Raw genomic sequence first — 22476 nt, 5'->3', positions numbered from 1 at the left:
CGCTTCCCTGAATCCGCGAAATCGAGGCACTCACGCTTCTACCATCCGATGATGAGCACTGTTGTGAAGGCTGTCCTCGAGGGCGGGCCGAAAGACATGCCCGCGCGAATCGTCCCCATCACCCCGCCGGGGATCGAGTTGAAGGTCCCGTTCAAGGGTGGCTACGAACACTTCAAGGTGACCCGCAAAGAGCAAGACACACCGGAAGGGCGCTTGCCCGTCTATGAGTGGTCCGCTCGGACCGAGATCGCGGAGTGACGCGCGAGTAATCGTCCAGTGCGGCCGGTCGAGCAATCGGCCGGCCGCCTTCCGCCGGTTTCGATCGGCGGCTGCACTATGGACAAAAGCGTAACCAAGTGGTTACACTTTTGCCGTGGACGAGGTAGCCGGTGCAATCGCAGACCCGGTGCGCAGGGAGATTCTCGAATCGCTGCGCGGCACCAGGCTCACCGCGGGTGAGATCGCGGCGAAGTTCGAGATCAGCAGGCCGGCGGTGAGCAGACACCTACGGGTGCTGCGCGACTGCGGGCTCGTGCACGACGAGCTCGTCGGCAGGCAGCGGTTCTATGTGGTCGATCCGGCGCCGCTGGCCGAGGTGGCGGAGTGGATCGCGCACTTCGACACCGCCGCAGCCTGGACCCACCGCCTCGACGCATTGGAAACCGAGGTCTACCGGACGCGCAAAGAACATCGCGCGCGGCCGAAAGACGGACAGCCGAAGGAGAACACCGCATGACACCGCAGCCGAACGGTCGCCTCGACCGCACCGACGGGCGCCGCGACCTGATCCTGACCAGGACCTACCGCGCCCCCATCGCCGACGTCTGGGCCAGCATCACCGAATCCGATCGCACCGCCCGCTGGTTCGGCCCATGGGAGGGCGAGGCGGGAACGGGCCGAAACATCAAGGTGCAGATGGTTTATGAAGAAGGCAAGCCATGGTCCGACGCGCACATCGACGCCTGCGAACCGCCGCGCCGACTCGCCATCACCACCAAGGACGACTTCGGCACCTGGCATCTGGAGGCGGTGCTGACCGAAACCGACGGCAGCACGGAACTGGTGTTCACCCACCACCTCGAACCCGAAGCCCCGATCGCCCAGGTCGGACCGGGCTGGGAGTACTACCTGGACGCGCTCGGGGCGGCCCGCACAGGTACGGACCGCCCCGATTTCGAGGACTACTACCCCTCGATGCAGCAGTATTACGAAGCGCTGGAGGACTAGTCGACCAGCGCGGTCGCGTCAGTCGTCGAGCTGAGCGAGGACCTCGTCGGAGATGTCGACGTTCGTGTACACGTTCTGCACGTCGTCGCTGTCTTCGAGCGCGTCGACCAGCTTGATCACCTTCTTGGCGCCGTCGATATCGACTGCGACGGACACCGACGGCTGGAAGCCGGATTCGGCGGAGTCGTAGTCGATTCCGGCGGACTGCAGCGCCTTGCGCACGGGGATCAGGTCGCTCGGCTCGCTGATGATCTCGAACGAGTCACCGAGGTCGTTGACCTCCTCGGCGCCCGCGTCGAGGACGGCCATCAGGACGTCGTCCTCGGAAAGGCCGCTCTTCTCCAGCGTCACCACACCCTTGCGGTGGAACAGGTAGGAGACCGAGCCAGGGTCGGCCATGTTGCCGCCGTTGCGGGTCATCGCGACCCGCACCTCGCCCGCGGCGCGGTTGCGATTGTCGGTGAGGCACTCGATCAACACCGCGACACCATTGGGGCCGTAACCCTCGTACATGATGGTCTGCCAGTCGGCGCCGCCGGCCTCTTCACCACCGCCGCGCTTGCGGGCCCGTTCGATGTTGTCGTTGGGGACCGACGACTTCTTCGCCTTCTGGATGGCGTCGTACAGCGTCGGGTTGCCTGCAGGGTCGCTGCCACCCGTGCGAGCCGCCACCTCGATGTTCTTGATCAACTTGGCGAAGAGCTTGCCGCGCTTCGCGTCGATCCCCGCCTTCTTGTGCTTGGTGGTGGCCCATTTGGAGTGGCCGCTCATTCCCTACTTCCTTCAGGTCGATGGCACGTTTAGTGATGTAGACCGTACCGGTACTGGCGGACGGACAACTTCCCAAGCCTACTCGGCCGGTCATAGCGGCATTGCACGCCCGTGATCTACGCGGCTCGGACCAGGTCGACGAACATCTCGTGCACCCGCAGATCGCCGGTCACCTCGGGGTGGAACGCGGTCGCCACCACGTTGCCTTGCCGCACCGCGACGATGCGTCCGGCGAACGGGCCGTCCGGCACCGTGGCCAGCACTTCGACGTCAGCGCCTGCCCGCTCCACCCATGGCGCGCGGATGAACACCGCGCGCATCGGGCCGTCGTCGAGGCCATGGAAGGCGAGATCGACCTCGAAGGAATCGACTTGACGACCGAAAGCGTTGCGGCGCACCGTCATATCGATGCCGAACAAATGCTGTGCATCGGGCCTGGTGTCGAGCACCTCGCTGGCGAGCAGGATCATGCCCGCACAGGAACCGAAGGCTGGCATGCCCTCGCGCAGTCGGGCCCGCAGCGGCTCGAGCAGGTCGAAGACTTCCAGCAGCTTGCTGATCGCGGTCGACTCACCGCCGGGCAACACCAGTGCGTCGACGGCGGCCAGCTCGGACGCGCGACGCACCAGCACCGGCTCGGCGCCGCAGTGCTCCAGCGCCGCGACATGCTCGCTCACATCACCTTGCAAAGCCAGCACTCCGACGGTAGGCCGCGACGGGGCCTGCGCAGCGATGGGTGCGGCGACCGGAGAAACATTCACGTCGGAAAGTTTACGAGTCGCCGTGGTGTCGAGCTGACCCGAGCCGCCGATGCCGCCGCGCTGGAACAGCTCGCGTCGTTGGCTCCTGCGCGGGTTCACCGACCGCAACCGGGCGGCTCCGACTGGCCGCGACCGGTGGGCGACCCGGGCAGACGCGGCCGCGGTGTGGGGCTGATCACGGTCGCCGTCAGGGTTCCGTCAACGGCGGGGTCGGACAAGTGTGAACAGGTCGACACTCACAAGGTGATTGCTGTGTTGCCGCGCAAGGTGCCCGCACCGGGTGGGGATGCGAAGGGCGCCCCCGTCCGCCGTGGGCTCACCGTTCCGACCGGATTGGCGGGACTTTCCCTCGACGCGATGGCGTCGGTTTCCTATGGCCCCGAAGCGATTGTGCTGGTGCTGGCCGCCGCCGGCGGCGCGGGACTCGGGCTGACCCTGCCGGTGACGCTGGCGATCGCCGCGCTGCTCGCCGTGCTCGTCGCGTCCTATCGGCAGGTGATCGCGGCGTTCCCGAACGGCGGCGGCGCGTACGCGGTCGCCAAGGCACATCTCGGGCATCGGACCAGCCTGACCGCGGCCGCCTCGCTGATCATCGACTACGTCCTGAACGTCGCGGTGTCGATCGCCGCAGGCGTCGCCGCACTCACCTCCGCGTTTCCCGCGCTGCTCCCGTACACGGTATGGATCTGCGTCGCGGTGCTCATCGGCATCACCGCGCTGAACCTGCTCGGCATCACCGAGAGCGCACGCGCCTTCATGGTGCCGACCGTCATCTTCGTCGTCGGCATCCTCACCGTCATCGTGGCCGGGCTGCTGCGATCCGAGCCTGCGAGCGTCAGCACCGGCACCGCGACCGTGCTCGATATGCACACCGTCGGAGTGCTGTTGCTGCTCAAGGCATTCTCCAGCGGCTGCGCCGCGTTGACCGGCGTCGAGGCGATCGCCAACGCGGTGCCGAGCTTCGAGGCGCCGAAAGTGGTTCGCGCGCAACGCGCCGAGGTCGCGCTCGGCGCCCTGCTCGGCATCATGCTGATCGGGCTCGCGCTGCTGATCGAGAAGTTCGAGGTGCATCCGATCGACGGCACCACGGTGCTCTCGCAACTGACCGAGGCCGCCCTCGGACACGGAATCGGTTACTACGTCGTGCAATTCGCGACGGTCGTGCTGCTGGCATTGGCCGCGAACACCTCCTACGGCGGACTGCCGACGCTCACCAAGATCCTCGCCGACGACAACTGCCTGCCGCATCGGTTCGCGGTGCGCTCACCCAGGCAGGTTTATCGCTACGGCGTGCTGACGCTGGGTGCCGCGGCCGGCGTGCTGGTGATCGCCGCCGAAGGCAACATGAACGCGCTGGTCCCGCTTTTCGCGATCGGAGTGTTCGTCGGATTCACCATCGCGCAGGTCGGCATGGTGCGGCATTGGCTGCTGGCGCGGACCGGGGGCTGGCAGTGGCGGATGGCGCTCAACGGATTCGGCGCGCTGCTCACCTTCGTCGCCGCGATCGTCACCACCGCAATGAAATTCACCGAAGGCGCGTGGTTGATCGTGTTGATCCTGCCCGCGCTCGTCGTCGGCATGGAACGAATTCGCGACACCTACACCAGGATCGGCGCCTACCGTCGCTCCGACGAAGTCCCGCCGCCGCCCCGGCCGCGTGACGCCGTCATCGTGGTGCCGGTCTCGGAGGTCTCCGACCTGAGCTGCGAGGCACTGTCCGCGGCGCTGTCGATCGGCAAAGACGTTGTCGCAGTCCATGTGTGCCTGCCGGGTGAATCGATCAAGGCGTTCACCAAGGCGTGGGAGGCGTGGCATCCCGAAGTCAGGCTGGTGCTGCTCGAAGACAGCGACGCGACGGTCGGCGGGCCGGTGGCGCGCTACGTGCGCGACAACTTCGAGGGCCGCCGCAAGGTGGTCGTCATCGCCGAGGTCGACCCGCCCGTCGGCTGGAACCGCGTCCTGCCGAGCCACCGCAGCGACGAACTCGAACGCGTGTTGCGTCGCATGACCGACACGGTGGTCTGCCACCTGCGCGTCCAGGTGGGATAGAGCCTGATCGAATTCAGGCGGCCGCGGTGGTGTGGGTCGGCCACACCCACACCATCGCGGTCGACAACTCAGTCGCGCAAAGTGCGGATGAGTCCCTCTTGGACCACCGCGGCCACCAGTTCGCCGGAGCGGCTGAAAATCTTGCCGCCGGTCAGCGCGCGGCCGAAACCTGCCGAGGGCGACGACTGGTCATAGAGCAGCCAGTCGTCGGCGCGGAACGGACGCAAGAACCACATCGCATGGTCGAGCGAGGCGTTCTGCGTCTTCTCGTCCGGGTGGGTCACCTTCGACGAACCGAGCAGCGTCATATCGCTCATGTACGCCAGCGTGCAGACGTGGAACAGCGGGTCGTCGGGCAGCGGATGCCGATAGCGGAACCACACCTGCTGCTGCGAGACGACGCCGTCACGGCGGGCCACCTGGTCCGTCGGCACGGTGCGGATGTCCCAGTGCTCCCACTCCCGCATCGCCCACAGCCGTTCCGGGCTCATGGTTACGCTCGCGTCGGGCAGCTCGTCCGGCGTCTGCACGGGCGGCATCACATCCTGATGCTCCGGCCCTTGATCGCCGGTGTGGAACGACGCCGACATGGTGAATATCGCGGCACCGTCCTGCACGCCGGTCACCCGCCGGGTACAGAAGGAACGGCCGTCGCGGATCCGATCCACCAGGTACACCGTCGGCTGATCCGGATTGCCGGGCCGCAGGAAATATCCGTGCAGCGAATGCACCTGGTACCGCGGTTCCACCGTGCGTACCGCCGCCACCAGTGCCTGGCCGGCAACCTGCCCGCCGAACGTGCGCGGAAGCTGAGTCTTCGTGGACGCCCCACGGAAGATGTCGCGCTCGAGACGCTCTATCTCCAGCGCCTCTTCGATTGTCGCCATGGCCTGAGGTTAACCCGACCGGCGGGCAAGCACCGCCCCGGCTAGCGACTGGCAGCCGCCAATGTGAGCTGCGACTCCCGCCTGCTCGGCACCGTCCGCCATCGAGATCGCGGCTATCCGATACACCCGGGCCGTGGAGGATTCGTGCCGGTTTGCTGTGATGGTCTGGTGCCACAGTTCGTTCCGATCACCCAGGATGCTCTCGTCGAGCGCCTCATCGAGCGCATCCGTCCGCTGCCTGGCTATCGGGTGATCGGCATCGACGGCGCCGATGCCGCACGGCCCACCGACTTCGCGCGCCGGATCGCCGACGCGGTGCGCGACACCGGGCGACCCGCGGAGGTGGTTTCCCTCCACGACTACGTCCGCCCAGCCTCACTGCGCATGGAGTTCGGAGCCGACGAAATCTCCTACCGCACTTCGTGGTTCGACTACGAAGCGTTGAATCGCGAGGTCATCGACGCACTGCACACCGAGGGCCGCTGGCTGCCTGCCCTCTGGAACGAAGCCACCGATCGCTCGGCCCGCGCCGCCATCCGCACCGCCCTCCCGAACACGGTGCTGTTCGTCGCGGGTCCCATGCTCCTAGAGCACGCACTCCCCTTCGACCTGACCCTGCGCCTCGACATGTCCGAACCCGCCCTACGCCGCACCACCCCACCCACCGACCACTGGACCCTCCCCGCCCTCCTCCACCCCCAATCCCCCACCACCCCAACCTTTTCCGCCCGCTGGGACCACCCAGACCGCCCCGCACTCCACCTCCCCGACTAACCCTCCCCTCCGTGCTTTCTTCTAACGCAACCTCACCCCACCCCCCTTGACGCAGTCTCCATAGTTAGATGCGCATATCCAAGTATCCAAATGCATCCATCACCCCTCCCCCACGCAAAGCAACGAGTGGCACACCACGGAGACCTCTTCTCGACGTTTGCCACAGCCATGTGCCACTCGTCGAGCTAGCCGACGCGTCGGCTACCGACACGCCACTGTCGCGCACGGATTGGCGGATCCGTGCGCGACAGTGGGTGGCCCGACTAGGTCGGGCAGGCCGCGGAGGTCAGGCCGAAGGCGGTGATGGTCTGGCAGACCCACTCCTTCTGCACCTTCCATTTGCCCGCGTCGGCGACGAACGGCACGACGGCGTCGTTTTCCTGGCCGTTGAGGGTGATCTTCACCTGGGCGCTCACGGTGTCGCCGAAGTTGCTCACGCCGACCACCTTGGCTTGGGCGTTCGCCTGCCGGTAGGCCTCGGCGAGGCGGTTGGGCAGATCCGGGTCGGCTTGCATGCCCTGCACCAGTTCCAGCTTCTCCGTACTCGGGACCGCGGGGTCGAGTGCGCGCTGCAGCAGGTCGTTCAGCTGATCGACGGTCGGCACCGGCGGCAGGTTCGGATTCGCGGTCGTGCTGGTCGTGGTACGGGACGGCTTGGGCGGATCCTTCTTGTCATCGCTGCCACAGGCCGTCAGGCCGAGTGCGGCGACGACGGCCAAGCCCGCGATCGCGATACGTCCTGATTTACGAAGCTTCAACTGCTGGTCCTTTGCGTTCGGCTGTACACGTCACTCGGCTACCGATGCGGCGCGAATCGACTACGCGGGGCTCGGCAGGCATCGAATCGCGAAGGTAGTCAACGCAATTGTGAGAACGATAAGACCACGGTGTGGCTCGACATAGAGTCGGACGAAAATCGCGTGCCGCCGCCGCGATGCGCCTGCTACTTTCGGCTCGTCCCATCCGGGCGAACACAGGAGGACATCATGAAACGCGAAGAGTTCGAGGTGCCGTTTCGAGCGGACCAGTAAGCGGCGCAGGGGGTTCCCGTAGCGAAGCTCGCGTCAAACGCGGCCAGCGCACGGTCGGCGTCGACACCGAGTTGATCGAGAAACTCGGCGGCAAAGACCCGTGCCCGTGCGGTTCCGGGCGCCGGTTTCCGCCGCTGCTGCCGCCCGAACGGCCGCTACGACGACACCCTCGGCCACTACTACATCCGTGACTAGTGCACGGCAAACGGGCAGGGATTCCATGGAATCCCTGCCCGTTCAAACGTATTACCGCGAGCCGTCGAACAGCTCTCGAGCCGACCCCTCGAACAGCTCGCAGGCCCGGGGGGCAATCACCAACCGCGCTCGGCCAGCCGGTGATCGACCGGCAGCTCCTCGACGTTGATGCCGACCATCGCTTCACCGAGTCCACGCGACACCTTCGCGAGCACATCCGGGTCGTCGTGGAAGGTGGTCGCCTTGACGATGGCGGCGGCACGCTCGGCCGGGTTGCCGGACTTGAAGATGCCGGAGCCGACGAACACGCCCTCGGCGCCGAGCTGCATCATCATCGCCGCGTCGGCGGGGGTGGCGATACCGCCCGCGGTGAACAGCACGACGGGCAGCTTGCCGGTCTCGGCGACCTCGCGGACCAGCTCGTACGGCGCCTGCAGTTCCTTGGCGGCGACGAACAGCTCGTCGGCGGGCAGCGAGCTCAGCTTGCGGATCTCCTGGCGGATCTTGCGCATGTGCGTGGTCGCGTTGGACACGTCGCCGGTGCCCGCCTCGCCCTTCGAGCGAATCATGGCCGCGCCCTCGGTGATTCGGCGCAGCGCCTCACCCAGGTTGGTGGCGCCACACACGAACGGCACCGTGAAGTTCCACTTCTCGATGTGGTTGGTGTAGTCGGCGGGGGTCAGCACCTCGGACTCGTCGATGTAGTCGACGCCGAGGCTCTGCAGGATCTGGGCCTCCACGAAGTGGCCGATGCGGGCCTTGGCCATGACCGGGATGGAGACGGCGGCGATGATGCCGTCGATCATGTCGGGGTCGCTCATCCGCGACACACCGCCCTGCGCGCGGATGTCGGCGGGCACCCGCTCGAGCGCCATCACCGCGACCGCGCCCGCGTCTTCGGCGATCTTGGCCTGGTCGGGGGTGACGACATCCATGATCACCCCGCCCTTGAGCATCTCGGCCATGCCGCGCTTCACGCGGGCGGTGCCGATGGTCTGGCTGGTCTCGGGCGTCGTCACGGCAAACTCCTGGGTCATGTGCGCCAATCGGGTCGCAAGGGAATGAATCGACCTAATTCTAAGCGCGCCGTGCAGGCCACTTGATAGCCAGTCGAAGATGACTGGCCTTGCCCACTACCTGGGGCTCTGTCCGTCGGTGCAGCTCACTGGACCGGTCGCCGCCGGGGCGGCTGCTGGCGCGAGTGGCTACGGAACCGGATGTACTGGTCTGCGAGGCGGTTTCGTCACCAGGACCTGTTTTCGACAGGCGATGGGACGTGTGCGCGGCCCCGCAAACTCCGGGCGCGACTCAGAGCGGGCCGATAACCAGCAGGCTTGCCCAATATTCGGCGGCGGTGGGGCCGAGCAGCGGCAACAGGAAATCGAACAACAGGTAGGACATGTAACTACGTACCTCCGCACACCGAGCATTAACTCCCCACCCCGTTCGGCAGGGACCGCGACACCGAGTTCCGAGTGCCTTGCGTTAAGCACTACCCAGGCCGCGGCGATCCAGTCGCGACGGTAGCACGATCGTGAAACAGATCACATGCCAGCCGAGCCGATCAGACCTGGTCGGTCAGCGAATCGAGCGGACTTCCGGATGGGCGATGCCCGAGGCGGCTGCCGCGGCTTCGGGGAGCAGTTCGTCGAGGTTGTACGGGTAGACGACTTCTCCTGAACTGTCCAGTCGCACAATGTCTTCGGTGGTGCACCACTGGTGACCGGTGATCGAGCGGCGTTCGATCGCCGTCAGATTGGTCGCCTGCGGTTCGTAGCCGCGCACCCGCAGGGCGAAGAACAGCTCTTCGGAACGGATCAGCTCGCCGTCGAACGGGAACACCGCGACCCGCCGCCAAATCGGACCGCGCAGGCTCTCCGGATCGGCCTGGTGGCCGGTCTCCTCGTACAGCTCACGCACCGCGGCAGTGCGCAGGGTCTCCCCCGGCTCGACGCCGCCGCCGACGGTGAACCAGAATGAGACATCGGGCGTCTTGGGGTCGTTGCCGCGCATCAGCAGGGTGCGGTCGTGTTCGTCGAACAGCACTATGCGCGCGGTGGTGCGGATGGTGTCGACCGAAAGCCCGGTCGAGGCGGCGGGCGTGGCCCGCTCGGTGATCTCGAAGTAGGTGGGCAGCGGCGCGGTGCCGCCGAGGTGCAGGATGCGCACCGGCCGCCGGGTGCGCAACGCGAGGGTGTCGCGGACCGCGTCGTTGTGGAAGCGGCGGGCGATGAGCACCCGAGCCTCCGCGTCGGCGAGCTCGGCGACCATCTGCGGACGCAGCTGCGTGATGTCGATCGTCGAGAGTGCCCCGGAGAGTTGGTTTTCCGCGGTTTCCCGGTCGGCCCGGCCCGCGCGTTCGGCCCGCGCCGCCAGCTGGGACAGCTGGGCGGCCTGACCGGCCAGCGCCGGGTCGGATGCCGGGTCCGCGATCGCCATCGCGACCGACCTGGCCACCACCGCCCTGCGCCCAAGCGCGGCGTCGAGCGCCTGCCAGGACTGGTCGGAGCGCACATGCAGTCGGTCGAGCCGGTTCGCGGTCGAGTAGGCCCAGAGGCCGATCGCGACGATGACCGCGGCGATCAGCGCGAGGACGAGAACCGTTGTCGCGGAGAAGGTGATCATCCGGCGGCCCGCACCCTGGTGTCGCCGACGGTGACCGTCTCATACACCCGCAGGATCTGCTCGGCCACCACCGGCCAGTCGTATTCGCCGACCACCTGGGTCGCGGTCTGCACCAACGCGTTCCGGCGGCGGTCGTCGGTGAGCATGTCGTGGATGGCGCTCGCGAGGCCTGCCGAATCACCCACCGGCACAAGCACGCCCGCCGTTCCGTCACGAAGCACCCGGCGGAACGCGTCGAGTTCGCTTGCCACCACGGCGGTTCCGGCTGCCATCGCCTCGATGAGGATGATGCCGAAGCTTTCGCCGCCGAGGTTGGGCGCGACGTAGACATCCGCGCTGCGCATCGCCGAGGCCTTCTCCGCGTCCGACACCTGGCCGAGGAAGCGCAGATGCCCGGCGTTCGCGCCCGCCTCCCTGCGCAGTCGCTCCTCGTCACCGCGCCCGACGATCAGGATCTCCAGGTCATGGTGCCTGCGCGCCAGCTCGGGCAGCGCGCCGAGCAGCACGTCCATGCCCTTGCGCGGCTCGTCGTAGCGGCCGAGGAACAGCACGGTGCCGCCTGCCCGTGGATAGCCGGGCAGCATCGGCGCCCGCGCGAACGCGGGCACGTCGACGCCGTTGGGGATTTCGACCGCGTCGGAGCCGAGCGCCTCCACCTGCCAGCGCCTGGCCAGCTCGGAGACCGCGATCCGGCCGCTGATCTTCTCGTGGTACGGCCGGAGCACACCCTGAAAGGTGCTGAGCACCAACGATTTCGTGGTCGAGGTGTGAAAGGTGGCGACGATCGGCCCCTCGGCGATCTTCAGCGCGAGCATCGACAGGCTCGGCGCGTTGGGCTCGTGGATGTGCAGCACGTCGAAATCGTTGCCGTCGATCCAGCGGCGAATCCTGGTGTAGGCCATCGGGCCGAAGGACAGCCGCGCCACCGAGCCGTTGTACGGGATGGCGACCGCGCGACCGGCCGACACCACGAAATCGGGCAGCGGCGTTTCCTCCGAGGCGGGCGCGAGCACGCTCACTCGATGCCCGCGTTCGATGAACACCCGCGCCAGCTCGACCACGTGCGCCTGCACGCCACCCGGCACGTCGAACGAGTAGGGACAGACCATGCCGATCTTCATGGGGCGCCTTCCGAGTTCGCCGCCGTGTTCGGACCACTGCTCGCGCCACGGTCCGCCTCACCGGCACTGACAGCGCCGTGCTCGAACCCACGCTGTGCTTCGGCAATGCGGGCCAGCCGTGCCTCCGAGAGGTCGCCCTCCCACATCGGCTGCAGCATGTGCCAGTCTGCCGGGTGGGCGGCGATGTTCGCGGCGAAACGATCCGCCAAAATCTGGGTTGCCGCCGCGACGCCGTTCGAAACATCCACCGGCGCCTCGATTTTCATCCCCCACGCCTCCTCGCCGTCCGCGGTGAACCAGCAATGCACCGGCAGCAGCGCCGCACCGGTCTCGATGGCCAACTTGGCGGCACCCGCGGGCAGCCAGGTGCGCTCGCCGAAGAAGGTCACCGGAACCCCGCGACCGGTCAGGTCGCGCTCCCCCATCAGGCAGATAACCTTGTTCTCCCGCAACCGATTCGCCAGCACGACGAACGGCGGCTGCGCACCACCGGTCAGCGGCAACATCTCGAAGCCGAGGCTCTCCCGGTAGGCGACGAACCGCAGGAACAGCGACTCGGGCTTCAATCGTTCCGCCACCGTGGTGAGCCCACCATGGGTCTGCACCAACCACACGCCGGCCATGTCCCAATTCCCGGAGTGCGGCAGCACCAGGATCGCGCCGCGCCCAGCAGCCAATCCGGCGTCCAGGTGCGCGGTCCCCGCGATCGGCAAGTTTCCCAATGCCACATGGTCCATCGACGGCAGCCGGAACGCCTCGCGCCAGTACCGCGCGTAAGAGCGCATGCTCGCCTGGATCAGCTCGTCCGGCACCTCGGCGGGCGGCCCGCCGAGGACCCGGGCGAGGTTGCGCCGCAACTGATTCGGCTCGCCGCCCGCCCGGAACGCGGCGTTGGCCTTGCGTGCCGCACGGTCGGCACCCCAGTCGAACAGCCGCCGCGCCGTTGTTTCGGGCAATGCCCGCACCAACCGCCAGCCCGCCGCATATCCGGCGTCGCTGACCCGCTCCCCGATACTCACGCCATTACCCCGTTTCTCGCGCCGAACCGCCGCGACACGGCGGTCTCACGTCGGCAGCTCCGTCGCGTTCGCCGTTCCCGCCGTGGGGTTTTCGGGCCGCGTCGGCGCGATCACCGCCCGCGCGCCCGGCGAACTGCGCACCGCGAGCACCCGCTGGAACACCGTCACGATGCTCAGCACCGCGAGGATCCACATGGCGACGTGCACCGCGTAGCTGAGCCAGTCGATTCCCCAGTATCCGCCGATGCCGGTGAGCCCGGCGCCGACCAACACGATGATCAGCCGATCCGGCCGCTCGATGATGCCGCCGTCGGCGGACAACCCACTGGCCTCCGCACGTGCCTTGGCGTACGAAATCACCTGCGAGGTCACCAGAACCACCAGGGTCGCGGCGAACAACGGCTTGTGGTTCTCGTGGTACACCGCCCACCAGGCCAGCCCGCCGAAGATGGCGCCGTCGGCCACCCGGTCGCAGGTCGCGTCGAGCACGGCACCGTACTTCGTGCCGCCGCCGCGCGCCCTGGCCATCGCGCCGTCGAGCATGTCGAACATGACGAACAACCAGATCACCATGGTTCCCCAGAACAGGTGTCCGGTCGGGAACATGGTGACCGCGGCGGCCACCGACGCGGTGGTGCCGATGATCGTCACCGCATCCGGGGTCAGCCCGGTGCTCACCAGTGCCTTGCCAAGCGGCGCAGTCGCTTTCGCGAACGTGTCACGACCGAAGAAGCTCAGCACAGCTAGTCGACTTCCTGCTGGGCGGCGCGGACCACGTCGCTCATCACGCCTCTTTCCAGGCCGCCGCCAGCAGCGCCCGCGTCTCACGCAGCAGCTGCGGCATCACCTTCGCACCGCCGACGACGGTGATGAAGTTCGCGTCACCGCCCCAGCGCGGGACGACGTGCTGATGCAGGTGGTCGGCGAGCGAACCACCCGCCACGCCACCGAGATTCAGCCCGACGTTGAAGCCGTGCGGCCGCGAGACCCGCTTCATCACCCGGATGGCCTGCTGGGTGAAGGCCATCAGCTCGGCGCCCTCGGCCACGGTCAGGTCTTCCAGGTTGGCCACCTTGCGGTACGGCACCACCATCAGATGCCCCGGGTTGTACGGGTACAGGTTGAGCACCGCGTACACCAGCTCGCCACGGGCGATGACCAGGCCGTCCTCGTCGGACATCTTCGGGATGTCGGTGAACGGATGCCCGGTCGACGTGGAATCGGTGGTCGCCGCCTCGGCGATGTAGGACATCCGGTACGGCGTCCACAGCCGCTGCAACCGGTCCGGTTCGCCCGCGCCTCGGTCCACGATGCTGCCCTCGGGCGCCTCGTTGAACGAGTCGAGCTCGTCCGTGCGTTCAGTCATTCCGCACCCTTGATCTGAAAGCCCTCCGCGGTCGGAGAAGCGTTCTCGCGGTTCGCGATCCATGCCACAATCGTCGCCACCGCGTCGGCGACCGGCACCCCGTTCACCTGAGTGCCGTCACGGAAGCGGAAGCTCACCGCGCCCGCCGTGACGTCACGCTCGCCGGCGAGCAGCATGAACGGCACCTTCTGCGCGGTGTTGTTGAAGATCTTCTTCTGCATCCGGTCGTCGCTGCGGTCCACCTGCGCGCGCACGCCGGCGTCCTGCAGCAGCTCGACCACCCGATCCAGGTGCGGCACAAAGGTTTCCGCGACCGGGATGCCAACGACCTGCACCGGCGCCAGCCAGGCGGGGAAGGCGCCCGCATAGTGCTCGGTGAGCACGCCGAAGAACCGTTCGATGGAGCCGAACAGCGCGCGGTGGATCATCACCGGCCGCTGCTTGACGCCGTCGGGCCCGGTGTATTCGAGGTCGAAGCGCTCCGGCAGGTTGAAGTCGAGCTGGATGGTCGACATCTGCCAGGTGCGCCCGAGCGCGTCCTTGGTCTGCACGGAGATCTTCGGGCCGTAGAACGCGGCGCCGCCCGGATCGGGCACCAGCTCCAGTCCGGAGGCCGAGGCCACCTTGGACAGGGTCTCGGTCGCCTCTTCCCAGATCTCGTCCGAGCCGACGAACTTCTTCGGGTCCTTGGTGGACAGCTCGAGGTAGAAGTCGTCGAGGCCGTAGTCCTTGAGCAAGCCGAGCACGAACTGCAGCGTGCTGGTCAGCTCGGCGTGCATCTGCTCCTTGGTGCAGTAGATGTGCGCGTCGTCCTGGGTCATGCCGCGCACCCGGGTCAGGCCGTGCACCACGCCGGACTTCTCGTACCGGTACACCGAGCCGAATTCGAACATCCGCAGCGGCAGTTCCCGGTACGACCGGCCACGGGCGCGGAAGATCAGGTTGTGCATCGGGCAGTTCATCGGCTTGACGTAGTAGTCCTGGCCCGGCTTGCGGACGGTGCCGTCCTCGTTCAGCTCCGCGTCCAGGTGCATCGCCGGGAACATGCCGTCGCGGTACCAGTCCAGGTGGCCGGAGACCTCGAACAGATGCCCCTTGGTGACGTGCGGGGTGTTGACGAACTCGTAGCCCGCCGCTACGTGGCGCTGGCGCGAGTACTCCTCCATCTCCTTGCGGATGATGCCGCCCTTGGGGTGGAACACCGGCAGGCCGGAACCGAGCTCGTCGGGGAAGCTGAACAGGTCGAGTTCGAGGCCGAGCTTGCGGTGGTCGCGGCGCTCGGCCTCGTCCAGCAGGTGCAGGTACTCGTCGAGCGCCTCCTGGGATTCCCAGGCGGTGCCGTAGATGCGCTGCAGATCCTCGCGGTCCTGATCGCCGCGCCAGTAGGCAGCCGAGCTGCGGGTCAGCTTGAACGCGGGAATGAACTTGGTGGTCGGGATGTGCGGGCCGCGACACAGGTCGGCCCAGAGCCGTTCGCCGGTGCGCGGATCCAGGTTGTCGTAGATGGTCAGCTCTTTGCCGCCGACCTCCATGACCTCAGGGTCGTCGATGCCGGACTTGTCGCTGATCAGCTCCAGCTTGAACGGCTCCTTGGCCAGTTCGACACGGGCGTCCTCGACCTCGACCACGCGGCGCGAAAACCGCTGTGCGCCTTTGACGATCTTCTTCATCCTGGATTCCAGCTTGGCCAGATCCTCCGGGGTGAACGGCTTGTCGACCTGGAAGTCGTAGTAGAAGCCGTCCTTGATCGGCGGGCCGATGCCGAGCTTGGCCTCGGGGAATTCCTGCTGCACCGCCTGGGCGAGCACGTGGGCGGCAGAATGCCGGATGACACTGCGGCCGTCCTCGGTGTCCGCGGCGACCGCCTCCACCTCGACGTCGGTGTCCGGGGTCCAGGACAGGTCCTTGAGGCCATCGGCGTCGCGCACGACGACGATGGTGTCGGGTCCCTTCGTCGGCAATCCGGCTTCGCGCACCGCGGCACCCGCTGTCGTCCCGGCCGGCACAACGACGGTCGCCGGGTTCTTGCGGGCTGAGGTGGTCACGGCGGTGCTCTCCTTGGAGTTTCTCGGGTGCGGGCCGAAGGCCCGCGATCGGTGTCGAGGCAGGCGATCGCCCCAGCGCGACCATGCTAGCTGGCCTGCCTCGGTGCGACTTCCGCCGGTCGTGGCTGCCACGAGGCGCGCGTCGCGGGTCCCATCCTCCGGTAGATCACTCGATGCGCAACCCGAACAGCGTTGGGCGGGTGGGCCATCAGCTCTCGGTGGCGAGCCGCTCCAGCATCGCTTCGCGCTCGGCGGCGGGGCGTTTCGGGCAGCTGGTGCACATCTCACAGCCGGGGACCTCGAAGACCAGGCAGCAGGAGATGCGTTTGACGAAGGTGCGCCCGCCGATCTCGACGAACCGCGGCACGGGGAGTTTGCCGCCGATCTCGCTCGCCAGCCGAGCGCCCGCGTCGGCGGAACCGGCATCGAGCGCGCGGTTGCCGACAGCGTCGGCGACGATCGCCCAGAGGGAAGGCACGCCTGCGCCGGACGCCTCGGCGACCGGACCGATCACGGCCGCAAGAGTTTCCCGCAGTGCCGCCCCCGGCGCCGTGCCTTCGTCCGGCTCGGCAAGCACCTGGATCCGCTCGACCCCGCCGTCGGGCCTGATCTCGCAGTCGAAGCGGTCGAGCACCGGCTCGGCGGCGGGCTCGCCCTGTGCGTAGGCCCGCGCGATCTGTTCGACCAGCGCGGAGGCGACCATGCACCACCACAGCGTCCCCGCGATGCGCGGCGAGGTGGTCCCCCACGAGTGACCCATCTCGGCGATCCGCGCCGACAGCCAGTCCGGCTGCGTCAACGTCCGACCCGGGACGCTGTTCACCACTTCAGGGGACTGCGTAACCATTGCCACTCGACTCCGATCCAGCTGCCGACCATCCCGAACGTACCCAACACCCACAGTGTCGCGACAACCAGCGCACAGGTAGCGATCACCGCGAACACCCGCATGGCGGCACCCCGTGCGGAATACCACGCCATACCCTGCCGGTACTTGTCGCGCAGCCAGCCGAGCGCCCTGCGCGCCCAACCGAATTCGGAGGCAAGAAGGCCCAGTCCGGCGAACACGATCGCCCAGCCGGGTCCGGGGTAGGGAATCGCCAGGATTCCGACGGCCAGCACCGCGACGCCGAGCACCGCGACCCCGGTCCGGTAGGCGAGGTTCAGCGTAGGACGCGCGGCGATGCGCGCACGGAAGGCGCGCCAGCCTGTCGATCTTGTTTCCTGCTCCACGCTCATCTCCCCCAGCCTACGAGCTTGCCGTGTTCGTCTCGCAGCGCACGAACCCGCCCGACGTGTCGGGCGGGTTCGGTGCTTCTTCGATCAGAACGAGCTGCTCGCCGGCGGAGTTCCGTGATCAGACGAGCTCGGGCAGCACGCGCTGCCCCGCGTCGTCCTCGATGTGGGCAAGTCCGTCCTCGGTCACCTCGATGACGCGGGCGCTGGCGATGTCGAAGAACAGGCCAGACACCGTCACGCCGCGCTCGGCGACCGCCTTGCGCACGGCGGGATGCCGCTGCAGGTTCTCCACCTGGACCGCCACGTTCACCATGCTCAGCTGGTCGACCTCGCCGAATCCGGCCCGTGCCGCGGCCACCGCGACCGGATGTCCGCGCCGGACCCGGTCCAGGCTCGGGCGGGCGTGCGCGAGCCACTTGTCGATCTCCGGTCCGGCGTGCGCACCGGAGTGCAGCGCACCCATGGCGCCACACGACGAGTGGCCGCACACCACGATGGACCGCACGTTCAGCTCCTCCAATGCGAAGACCAGCGCGGCATCCACCGACGGATCACCAACGGCGGGAACGAGATTGCCGACATTGCGCACGGTGAACAGATCGCCGGGCCCGCTGTTGGTGATCATGTTCGGCACGATGCGCGAGTCGGCGCAGGTGAGGAAGAACGAATCCGGGTCCTGGCTGTCGCGCAGCCCGTCCAGGTGCGGCCGCACGACGTGCGCGTGGCTGCGGTGGTAGGCCGCCACACCGGCCTGGATCGGATCCGCGTGCTCGTCCCGACGCCACGGACCGAGGATATCGGTCCACACCGCGCGGCCGAAGCTGCGCGACGGCGGGCCCGCGGTCGCATGCGCCATCCGCGCGCTGCCGATCTCCACGAAATCGACGCTGCCGCCGTTGGCTTCCTGTTGCCGCACCCAGTCCTCGATGGCCTCGAAGGCGGCGTGGTCGAGGAAGTCGACGGTCATCTCCACGGTGACGTCGGCGTCCGAGGGCACCTTGGCGAACTCGGTGGACAGCTTCGGCAGCGCGAGGAACGTGCACGACCCGTCGATGGTGATCATCCAGCGCTGCGAACCCGGGATCTGCCTGGCGTTGATGGCGACGCGCACCACCCGCCACAGCAGCAGACCGAAGGCAAGCGCCAGACCGATCAGCACGCCCTCCAACAGGTTCAGGAATACCACGCCGAGGATGGTGACGGCGTAGACGAGCAGATCGCCCGTGCGCCTGGCCAGCCGGATGTGCGCAAGCTTCACCAGCTGGATGCCGATCACGATCAGCAGGCCTGCCAGCGCCGCCTTCGGAATCTGTTGCACCACAGCGGCCAACGCCACCGAGAAGACCAGGATCCACACGCCGTGCAGCACCGCGGACGCGCGGCTGCGCGCACCCGCCTGCACGTTGGTGGCGCTGCGCACGATCACGCCGGTCACCGGCAGGCCGCCGAGCAGACCGGACAGCACGTTGGCCGAGCCCTGGCCGACGAGCTCACGATCGAAGTTGGTGCGCTTGCCCGAGTGCATCTTGTCCACCGCGACGGCGGACAGCAGGCTCTCCACGCTGGCGATCAGCGCGATGGTCAGGATCATGAGCAGCACGGCGGACAGGCCACCGCTCGGCACCTCGGGCAGGCCGATCGCGTCGAACAGCGAGCCGTTCAACACGATTCGTTCGGCGCCGGTCGGCAACACCATCGCGAGCATGGTGCCCGCGAACACCGCGACCAGCGGCCCCGGGATAACGCGGAGCTTGGCAGGCACGTACTTCCAGCCGAGCATGATCGCGATCACCACGGCGCCGATGAACGCGTCGCCGCCGTGCAGCGACATCAGTTGTTCGGGCAGCTGGGTGATGTTCTTCCACGCCGAGCTGTGCGACGAACCGCCGAGCAGCACGTGAATCTGTTGCAGCGCAATGGTGATGCCGATGCCTGCGAGCATCGCGTGCACCACCACCGGCGCGACGGCGAGCGCGGCACGCGCAATCCTGCTCAGCCCGAACAGGATCTGCAGCACACCGGCCGCGGCGACGATGAAACAGGTGGCTTTCCAGCCGAATTGATTGATGGACTCGGCCACCACTACGGTGAGACCCGCGGCGGGACCGCTGACCTGAAGCAGGGAGCCGCCCATCAGGCCTGCCACGATGCCGCCGATCACGGCGGCGATGAGGCCTGCGGCGACGGGTGCGCCGGAGGCAACGGCGATGCCGAGCGACAGCGGCAGCGCGACCAGGAAGACGACGATCGATGCGGGCACATCGTGTCGCAGAATGGAACGAAGACGATCGGACATCGATCCGGAATCGTGACCAGGATCCGTCGGCGCAGGCGCTGCCAGCGGTGGGGCCAAATCGTTCGTAACAGCCATGACTCTCCTTCGCCGAACTCGGCCTTCATGGCCGAGGTCGGTTGACGATCAAATGTCCAGCAGGGCACACGACCGCGAACCGGCATCTCGCGGTGAAGCAGTTCCCGACACACCAACGGGTCGGGATGTAAATCCGAATCAGGCTATTGGTAAAGACTTAGCAAAGCCTGAGAATGGGGCTAACTATTCGTAAACTCCGAGCTCAGGTGCTATGGCCTGGCTCACAAGGCCCCTTGGGCCGTCGCGAGGATTACACCGGCTCGGCGGCAACACGGCGGCCCTCGTCGTCGAATTCAGCAATTCCGTCCACGGTCACCTCGATCACCCTGGCGGTGGCGATGTCGAAGAAGAGCCCCGACACCGCCACCCCGCGTTCCTCGATCCCCTGACGCACCGCAGGGTGCGCGTGCAGCGTCTCCAATTGCAGCGCCACATTCACCATGCCGAGTTGGTCCACCTCGCCGAACCCGGCCAGCGCGGCGGCCTCGGCGACCGGATGCCCGAGGCGGAAACGGTCGAGACTCGGCCTGGCGTAGGCCAGCCAGTCACCGAGGCCCGGCCCGGTCCGCACCTCGCGGTACAGCGCCTCCATCGCGCCGCAGCCGGAATGACCGCAGACCACCACCGCGCGCACGTCCAGCTTCTCCAGCGCATAGATCAGGGCCGCCTCCACCGAGACATCGCTGCCCGCGGTAGGAACCAGGTTGCCGACGTTGCGCACCGTGAACAGGTCACCGGGGCCGCTGTTGGTGATGACGTTCGGCACGATCCGAGCGTCGGCGCAGGTGAGGAAGAACGAATCGGCGTCGGGGCGATGCCGGAGGCCTGCCAGGTGCGGGCGCATGAGGTGCGCGTGCCCGCGGTGGTAGGCCGCGATACCTGCCGCGATGGGATCCTCGCGAATACCGGTGCGCCGCCACGGGCTGATCGCCTGATCGATGACCTTCCTCGACTGCCCGCGCTCGGGCGGTCCCGCCGTCGCCGTCGCCATCCGCGCACTGCCGATCTCCACGAATTCGACTGTGCCGCCCTTGGATTCGCGCTGCGCGGCCCACTCGGTGATCCGTTCGTATGCGGCATGGTCGAGGAAGTCGACTGTCATCTCCACCGTCACGTCGGCGCCGTCGGGCACCTTGGCCAGCTCCGCGGTCAGCTTCGGCAACGCGAGGAACGTGCAGGTGCCGTCGATGGTGACCTGCCAGCGACCGCCCGTCTTCGGCTCGGCCGCGATCGTCACCCTGACCACCCGCCACAGCAACAGCGCGAACGCGAGCACGAGCCCGATCACCATGCCCGCCAACAGGTTCAGGAACACCACGCTCAGCACGGTCGCGACGTACACGTAGAGGTTGCCGGTGCGCCGCGCCAGCCGGATGTGCGCCAGCTTCACCAATTGCACGCCGATCAAGATGAGCAACCCGGCCAGCGCGGCCTTCGGTATCTGCTGCACCAGCCCGGCCAAGGCCACCGCGAACAGCAGGATCCAGACGCCGTGCAGCACGGTCGCGGCCCTGGTCTGCGCGCCTGCGTGCGCGTTGGTGATGCTGCGCACGATCACCGCCGCGATCGGCAGGCCGCCGAGCAGGCCCGACACCACGTTCGCCGAGCCCTGCCCGATCAATTCGCGGTCCAGGTTGGTCGTGCTACCCGGCCGGAGTTTGTCGACGGCGACGGCCGAAAGCAGAGTCTCGACGCTGGCGATGAGCGCGATGGTGACCATCGTCAGCGCGATCGCGGTCCAGGTGCCGGACGGGATGGCGGGCAGGCCGATCGCATCGAGCAGCGAACCGTTCAGCACCAGGCGTTCGACGTGGGTCGGCAGCGCCAGCGACAGCAGCGTCGCGACAACCACGGCGACCAACGGCCCAGGCACCATTCGGATCTGACGCGGCAGGTACTTCCAGACGATCAGCAACACGATCACCACCAGGCCGATGCACAGATCGCCGCGATGCACCGACATCAGCTGATGCGGCAGTTGGATGATGCTGTCGAACGACGAGCTCAGCGACGTGCCGCCGAGCAGCACATGCACCTGCTGCAGCGCGATGATCACACCGATCCCGGCCAGCAGCCCGTGCACCACCACCGGGGCGATCGCCAATGCACCGCGCGCGATTCGGCTGAGCCCGAACAGGATCTGCAACAGCCCGGCCCCGACCGTGATGAAACAGGTTGCCGCCCAGCCGAAGTGGGCCACGCTCTCCGCAATGATCACAGTAAGGCTCGCCGTCGGCCCGCTGACCTGCACCGCCGAGCCGCCGAGCAGACCAGCGACCACGCCGCCGACCACCGCGGCGATCAGTCCGGCGGCGACCGGCGCGCCGGAGGCGACCGCGACACCGAGGGAAAGCGGCAGTGCGACAAGGAAAACCACCACGGAGGCGGGCAGATCGTGGCGGCCGATCCGGACCAGGGGTTGCGGTATCAGCGGGTGGCGCGGCGACGTCCGTGGTGCGGGATCGGTGTCGGTGGACATATTTCTCCTTCGCCGGATCGACGGAGTCGTCCGGTGCATCGGTCGAACATGTACTGGCATCGAAAGCGAGCGGCGGGCGAAGCGTTGCCGCTCGAGAGCGGCGACCCGAGTGACGCGAAGGTCGGACGTAATAGTAAAGACTTCGCAAAGTGCGTGGAAAGGTTTATGGTGAAATCGCACTGAATGTCACCGAACTGTGATCTAGGTCACTAGACCAGTCCGCGGACACCTCATCGATCGGTGCCGCTGTCTCACAGACCGTGCACGCGGTTCACAGGACGTAGAAACTCTGTGAACCGCATGGAGGATCTGTGGAACCAGCGCAAACGCTAGAGCTGATTGAGGCGTTGCGACCTCGCGATCGGTTCCATGGTTCTCAGACTTTTTTCTGGTGCACGATCGTGCTGTGGCCGTTGAGCCTCGGCTCTACCCCTGCGCGCGAATGCCATTCGCCATCGGGGTAGGTGATGTACAACGGTCCCAGGTTGCACGGGGTGAGGCAGCCGGTGGGGGTGA

Annotated in this window: 20 protein-coding genes; 5 read left to right on the top strand and 15 right to left on the bottom strand. The window is 67.3% G+C overall.

What is annotated here, in order from left to right; genetic code table 11:
- Window positions 1–51 precede the first annotated feature (51 nt).
- The 3 genes from NA11_RS40775 to NA11_RS40765 all read left to right on the top strand — a co-directional run bounded on the left by NA11_RS40775 (window position 52) and on the right by NA11_RS40765 (window position 1227).
- Window positions 52–258, top strand: a complete 207-nt coding sequence (locus NA11_RS40775) for a DUF5988 family protein (protein ID WP_069167474.1) — start codon at window positions 52–54, stop codon at window positions 256–258.
- Between the two features lie 115 nt (window positions 259–373).
- The gene (locus NA11_RS40770; RefSeq protein ID WP_069167464.1) at window positions 374–736 is read left to right on the top strand and encodes a metalloregulator ArsR/SmtB family transcription factor; all 363 of its coding nucleotides are present in this window, start codon (window positions 374–376) and stop codon (window positions 734–736) included.
- The gene (locus NA11_RS40765) at window positions 733–1227 is read left to right on the top strand and encodes an SRPBCC family protein (protein ID WP_069167463.1); all 495 of its coding nucleotides are present in this window, start codon (window positions 733–735) and stop codon (window positions 1225–1227) included. The genes NA11_RS40770 and NA11_RS40765 overlap by 4 nt, the downstream gene beginning before the upstream one ends.
- Window positions 1228–1245: 18 nt before the next feature.
- Here the strand turns inward: NA11_RS40765 and NA11_RS40760 are convergent, their stop codons facing one another.
- Window positions 1246–1998 carry a YebC/PmpR family DNA-binding transcriptional regulator gene (locus NA11_RS40760; protein ID WP_069167462.1) on the bottom strand — a complete coding sequence of 251 codons (753 nt, stop codon included), beginning with the start codon at window positions 1996–1998 and terminating at the stop codon, window positions 1246–1248.
- Window positions 1999–2114: 116 nt separating this feature from the next.
- A complete protein-coding gene (gene pdxT / locus NA11_RS40755) occupies window positions 2115–2759 on the bottom strand; it encodes a pyridoxal 5'-phosphate synthase glutaminase subunit PdxT (RefSeq protein WP_069167473.1) in 645 nt (214 codons plus the stop codon).
- 357 nt (window positions 2760–3116) lie between these two features.
- Between pdxT and NA11_RS40750 the strand changes: the two genes are divergently transcribed.
- Entirely contained in the window at window positions 3117–4808 is a 1692-nt protein-coding gene (locus NA11_RS40750; RefSeq protein WP_218023477.1) for an APC family permease, read from the top strand.
- 68 nt (window positions 4809–4876) lie between these two features.
- Here NA11_RS40750 and NA11_RS40745 read toward each other — a convergent pair whose 3' ends face one another.
- On the bottom strand, window positions 4877–5695 hold the full coding sequence (locus NA11_RS40745) for an acyl-CoA thioesterase (protein WP_069167461.1): 819 nt from the start codon (window positions 5693–5695) through the stop codon (window positions 4877–4879).
- A gap of 168 nt (window positions 5696–5863) precedes the next feature.
- On the opposite strand from NA11_RS40745, the gene NA11_RS40740 reads away from it, so the two are divergent.
- Window positions 5864–6469, top strand: coding sequence for a nucleoside/nucleotide kinase family protein (locus tag NA11_RS40740; protein WP_069167460.1), 606 nt, complete (start codon window positions 5864–5866; stop codon window positions 6467–6469).
- 263 nt (window positions 6470–6732) lie between these two features.
- Here NA11_RS40740 and NA11_RS40735 read toward each other — a convergent pair whose 3' ends face one another.
- The 12 genes from NA11_RS40735 to NA11_RS40680 form a co-directional block, all read right to left on the bottom strand.
- On the bottom strand, window positions 6733–7227 hold the full coding sequence (locus tag NA11_RS40735) for a WKL family lipoprotein (RefSeq protein WP_069167459.1): 495 nt from the start codon (window positions 7225–7227) through the stop codon (window positions 6733–6735).
- Window positions 7228–7811: 584 nt separating this feature from the next.
- Window positions 7812–8732: a pyridoxal 5'-phosphate synthase lyase subunit PdxS gene (gene pdxS / locus NA11_RS40730; RefSeq protein WP_069167458.1), complete on the bottom strand. Its 921-nt coding sequence runs from the start codon at window positions 8730–8732 to the stop codon at window positions 7812–7814.
- Window positions 8733–9273: 541 nt separating this feature from the next.
- Window positions 9274–10317 (bottom strand): NUDIX hydrolase, encoded by a 1044-nt coding sequence (locus tag NA11_RS40725; protein WP_069167471.1) that lies wholly within the window; start codon window positions 10315–10317, stop codon window positions 9274–9276.
- A complete protein-coding gene (locus NA11_RS40720) occupies window positions 10317–11441 on the bottom strand; it encodes a glycosyltransferase family 4 protein (RefSeq protein ID WP_069167457.1) in 1125 nt (374 codons plus the stop codon). Before NA11_RS40720 ends, NA11_RS40725 begins: the two co-directional genes overlap by 1 nt.
- Window positions 11438–12460, bottom strand: coding sequence for a phosphatidylinositol mannoside acyltransferase (locus NA11_RS40715; protein WP_069167456.1), 1023 nt, complete (start codon window positions 12458–12460; stop codon window positions 11438–11440). Before NA11_RS40715 ends, NA11_RS40720 begins: the two co-directional genes overlap by 4 nt.
- A 45-nt stretch (window positions 12461–12505) precedes the next feature.
- Window positions 12506–13201: a phosphatidylinositol phosphate synthase gene (gene pgsA / locus NA11_RS40710; RefSeq protein WP_069167455.1), complete on the bottom strand. Its 696-nt coding sequence runs from the start codon at window positions 13199–13201 to the stop codon at window positions 12506–12508.
- Window positions 13202–13244: 43 nt separating this feature from the next.
- Entirely contained in the window at window positions 13245–13826 is a 582-nt protein-coding gene (locus NA11_RS40705; protein ID WP_069167454.1) for an ATP adenylyltransferase, read from the bottom strand.
- Window positions 13823–15871, bottom strand: coding sequence for a threonine--tRNA ligase (thrS, locus tag NA11_RS40700; RefSeq protein ID WP_069167453.1), 2049 nt, complete (start codon window positions 15869–15871; stop codon window positions 13823–13825). The genes NA11_RS40705 and thrS overlap by 4 nt, the downstream gene beginning before the upstream one ends.
- A 208-nt stretch (window positions 15872–16079) precedes the next feature.
- Window positions 16080–16694 carry a (2Fe-2S)-binding protein gene (locus tag NA11_RS40695; RefSeq protein WP_245746544.1) on the bottom strand — a complete coding sequence of 205 codons (615 nt, stop codon included), beginning with the start codon at window positions 16692–16694 and terminating at the stop codon, window positions 16080–16082.
- The gene (locus NA11_RS40690) at window positions 16691–17110 is read right to left on the bottom strand and encodes a TIGR02611 family protein (RefSeq protein ID WP_069167470.1); all 420 of its coding nucleotides are present in this window, start codon (window positions 17108–17110) and stop codon (window positions 16691–16693) included. Before NA11_RS40690 ends, NA11_RS40695 begins: the two co-directional genes overlap by 4 nt.
- A 118-nt stretch (window positions 17111–17228) precedes the next feature.
- The gene (locus NA11_RS40685; RefSeq protein ID WP_069167451.1) at window positions 17229–19481 is read right to left on the bottom strand and encodes a SulP family inorganic anion transporter; all 2253 of its coding nucleotides are present in this window, start codon (window positions 19479–19481) and stop codon (window positions 17229–17231) included.
- A 250-nt stretch (window positions 19482–19731) separates the two neighbouring features.
- Window positions 19732–21960 (bottom strand): SulP family inorganic anion transporter, encoded by a 2229-nt coding sequence (locus tag NA11_RS40680; protein WP_069167450.1) that lies wholly within the window; start codon window positions 21958–21960, stop codon window positions 19732–19734.
- Window positions 21961–22476: the final 516 nt, after the last annotated feature.

It is taken from the genome of Nocardia altamirensis NBRC 108246 (genome assembly GCF_001612685.1).
Lineage (GTDB): Bacteria > Actinomycetota > Actinomycetes > Mycobacteriales > Mycobacteriaceae > Nocardia > Nocardia altamirensis.
Note: the sequence above shows the minus strand (reverse complement) of the source record. Positions and strands in the feature narration are given on the sequence as shown.